Below are 2,950 nucleotides of genomic sequence, written 5' to 3'. Positions count from 1 at the left end.
GGATCGCCGAAGCCCGGATCGCCGAAGCCCGGATCGCCGAAGCCGCCGCGCGGGCGGCCACCGCCGACAACGAGATCCGCGAGGCCCGCGCCGCCAGGGACGAAGCGGACGCCGCCGCCAAAGCAACACAGATCGTCGACCTCACGAGCCGGCTACAGGCCACCGAGCAGGCCGCCGCCGAGCTACGCACCCAGCTGGACACCACCCGCGCCACGCTGACCGAGACCACCGTCCGGGCCGAGACCACCGAAACCACCCTCGCCGAGCTGGACACCCACATCGCCGACCTCGTCGGCCGGCTTGAGCAGGCCACCAGCGACCTGACCGCCACCCGGACCCGCGCGGACAACGCCGAGACCGAGCTGACCGCCGTCCGGGCCGCCCTTGAGGACCGCACCGGCGAGCTGCGCGACGCCGAGAACGCCCTGCATGCCGCCGACCGCGATGTGGCCGTGGCCCGCGACCGCACCACCCAGGCCGAGACCACCGCCGCCGACCTGCGCACCCAGCTGGACACCGCGCGGACCCAGGCCGCCGACCTGCGGACCGACCTCGCCGTCGCCACCGCCGGACGCGACACCACCCAGACCCAGGCCGACGCCCTTGCCGGCCGGCTCGACACCACCGCGGCAGCCCTGGCCACCGTCCAGGCCGACCTTGCCACCAGCCGGACCCGCGCGGACACCGCCGAGCACGCCCACGGCGACGCCCAGGCCCGCGCCGAGCAGCTCGCCGGCGAACTCCGCGAGACGCGGGAGCAGCATTTAGTGATCGAGGAAGGTGTAGCGCACGGCGCACGTCGTCCCGCCGTGACCGGCTACCGAGCGGGCGTTTCGTGGTGACCGAACTCCGGCCGTCAGGCTGGTTCTCACGACAGCGCGGGGGTCAGCTGTTCTCGCCGTCGATGGGCGGCACGGCCGGGCGGCCCTGGACCCCGGTGCGCAGGATGCCGTCGGCGAAGGTGAGCAGCACGGCGCCCCACACCGTGGCGAACAGGTCCCCGGCGCCTACCAGGCCGACGACAACGGCGGCCGCGCCGGCGAGCAGTGTCAGCGCCAGCCCGACGCCGGCCCGCACGGTCGGGGTCGTTGGGGGGTGGGTGGAGTCGTCCACGCCCTCACCAAACCTTTCGTTTATCTCTATATAGGTGCGAGGTTGGAGTCTATGTAGAGAACGAAGGAAGGTCAAGGGGTGGCGGTCACTCCGCTGGCGGCAGCGGCGGCGCCGGCACCCGGGCCTTCGCCGCGGCGGTCCCGCGCAGCGCCCGGGGAGCGCGCAGACGCAGAGACAGCGCCCAGCGGAACCGCGCCCAGCCTGCGGGCCGCTGGGCCATGTCGGAGGCCCACTCCTCGGCGTACCGGCCCGCCTCGGGGATCCCGCGCAGTGCGGCCACCGCCGACTCGCGCAGCCGCACCGCCTTCTCGTCCCACATCCGTCCGGCCGAGCGACGTCCCGTCCCGGCCGGCACCGCCGAGTCGGCGGCCTGCCTCGTCGCCTCGACCGTGTCCACCAGGTCCGCCATCACCTCGGCGTACCGAGCGGCGGCGGCGGCGTACCGAGCGGCGGCGGCGGCGTACCGAGCGGCGGCGGCGGCGGCGGCGGCGTAGGCGTCGGCGTCAGCGGCGGCGTAGGCGTTGTCGGCGTCGGCGGCAGCGGCGGCGTAGGCGGCGTAGGCGGCGTAGGCGGCGGCGCGGGCGTCGTAGGCGGCGTACCGGGCGTCGTAGGCGTCGTAGGCGGCGTCGGCGGCGTACCGGGCGTCGGCGGCGTACCGGGCGTCGGCGGCGTCGGCAGCATAGGCGGCGTACCGGGCGTCGGCGTCGTAGGCGGCGTACCGGGCGTCAGCGTACCGGGCACCGGCGGCGGCACGTTGCGCGAGGCGGCGGAGTTCGGCGGAGGTCACAGCCACCGGGTCAGCCCTCCTGAGGGCGCAGCCGGCCGGGCAGCGCCACCCCGCCCCGCACGGGCCGGGCGGGCGGGGTCGTCATGCCAGCGGCGGCGAGCTCGGCGCGGGCCCGTTGAGCGCCCTTGCCGGTGAGCATGTAGAACCGGCGCCGGGGCCGTTTCACCGCACGCGGGTCGACGTCCTCCCAACCGCTGGACACCCAGTCGGCCTTCTCCAACCGGGCCAGGATCGGGTAGATCGTTCCCGACGGCAGGCCGGCGGCCTCGACGAGTTCGAGCCCGTAGTGCGGCCGGGTCGGGGTAGCGACCATCTCGCGCAGCACCTTCAAGGTCTGCAGCGTCATCCGCGGCTCCGCACTCATGCCCCCACCATACACGCCGTACTACATAGCTGTGTAGTAACACACGACAGACGACTGCTTGCCTCTTTGAGGCATCGGACGTCTTGCACTTTTCAGTCGATCTCGTGACATGCAGGTCACAGCGCACGTCGTTGTGCCGTGGTCGATTGCCGAGCGAGTGTTTCGTTGTGACGGAACTCGATGCGCGGCGGCCTGCCGTAGCGCAGCACAAAAACAACGTCTGCGCCCCGGGTGCTCGACCTCTCCCGTTCCGCCGACGGGAGCAGCCACCAAAAGCAATGATCTGCTACGCCGGGGTCGTCTGTTTGCGGTGGACGACCCCGACGGCCTTGGTGCAGTAGTCGTCTACTTCAAGGGTGATCTTTACGTTGTGGCAACCGCGCTACCGGGGGTGCACGGGGTGCGGAGGAGGCGTTCATAAGGAACGCCTCGACGTTCTGGTAGTCGAGCGGTTCGATCGTGATGGTCGCCTGGCGTTACTTGGGATCTGATTTTGCAAGAGCAAGATCAGAACTTCCCGAGCATCACGCCGCCGCGCGGCATCCCTCGACCAGATGGTCGGAAGTAGAACCCCACACAGGACGATGAGAACCAGGGCTGTGAGCACCACGAGAGCCCATGGGTCAACCCAGACCGCACTCAGCATCGAAGCAGTGACGGCGGTCCCGGCCAGCCGCCGGGCCCTT

Annotated in this window: 4 protein-coding genes; 1 reads left to right on the top strand and 3 read right to left on the bottom strand. The window is 71.9% G+C overall.

The features are described 5' to 3' along the window. A partial coding sequence (locus MJ797_RS19930) for a hypothetical protein (protein WP_239337996.1) occupies positions 1–842 on the top strand: 842 nt, incomplete at its 5' end. Between the two features lie 43 nt (positions 843–885). Here MJ797_RS19930 and MJ797_RS19925 read toward each other — a convergent pair. The 3 genes from MJ797_RS19925 to MJ797_RS19915 form a co-directional block, all read right to left on the bottom strand. Next, a complete protein-coding gene (locus MJ797_RS19925) occupies positions 886–1,113 on the bottom strand; it encodes a hypothetical protein (RefSeq protein WP_239337994.1) in 228 nt (75 codons plus the stop codon). 85 nt (positions 1,114–1,198) lie between these two features. Further along, positions 1,199–1,906: a hypothetical protein gene (locus MJ797_RS19920; protein ID WP_239337982.1), complete on the bottom strand. Its 708-nt coding sequence runs from the start codon at positions 1,904–1,906 to the stop codon at positions 1,199–1,201. A gap of 4 nt (positions 1,907–1,910) precedes the next feature. Next, positions 1,911–2,264, bottom strand: a complete 354-nt coding sequence (locus MJ797_RS19915; protein ID WP_239337979.1) for a PadR family transcriptional regulator — start codon at positions 2,262–2,264, stop codon at positions 1,911–1,913. Positions 2,265–2,950: the final 686 nt, after the last annotated feature.

This window comes from Protofrankia sp. CiP3, assembly GCF_917627345.1.
In the GTDB taxonomy this organism is placed as follows: domain Bacteria; phylum Actinomycetota; class Actinomycetes; order Frankiales; family Frankiaceae; genus Protofrankia.
Note: the sequence above shows the minus strand (reverse complement) of the source record. Positions and strands in the feature narration are given on the sequence as shown.

Coding starts and splice junctions, on each gene's coding strand:
- MJ797_RS19915 (WP_239337979.1), bottom strand. CDS start 2,264: ATGAGTGCGGAGCCGCGGATGACGCTGCAGACCTTGAAGGTGCTGCGC.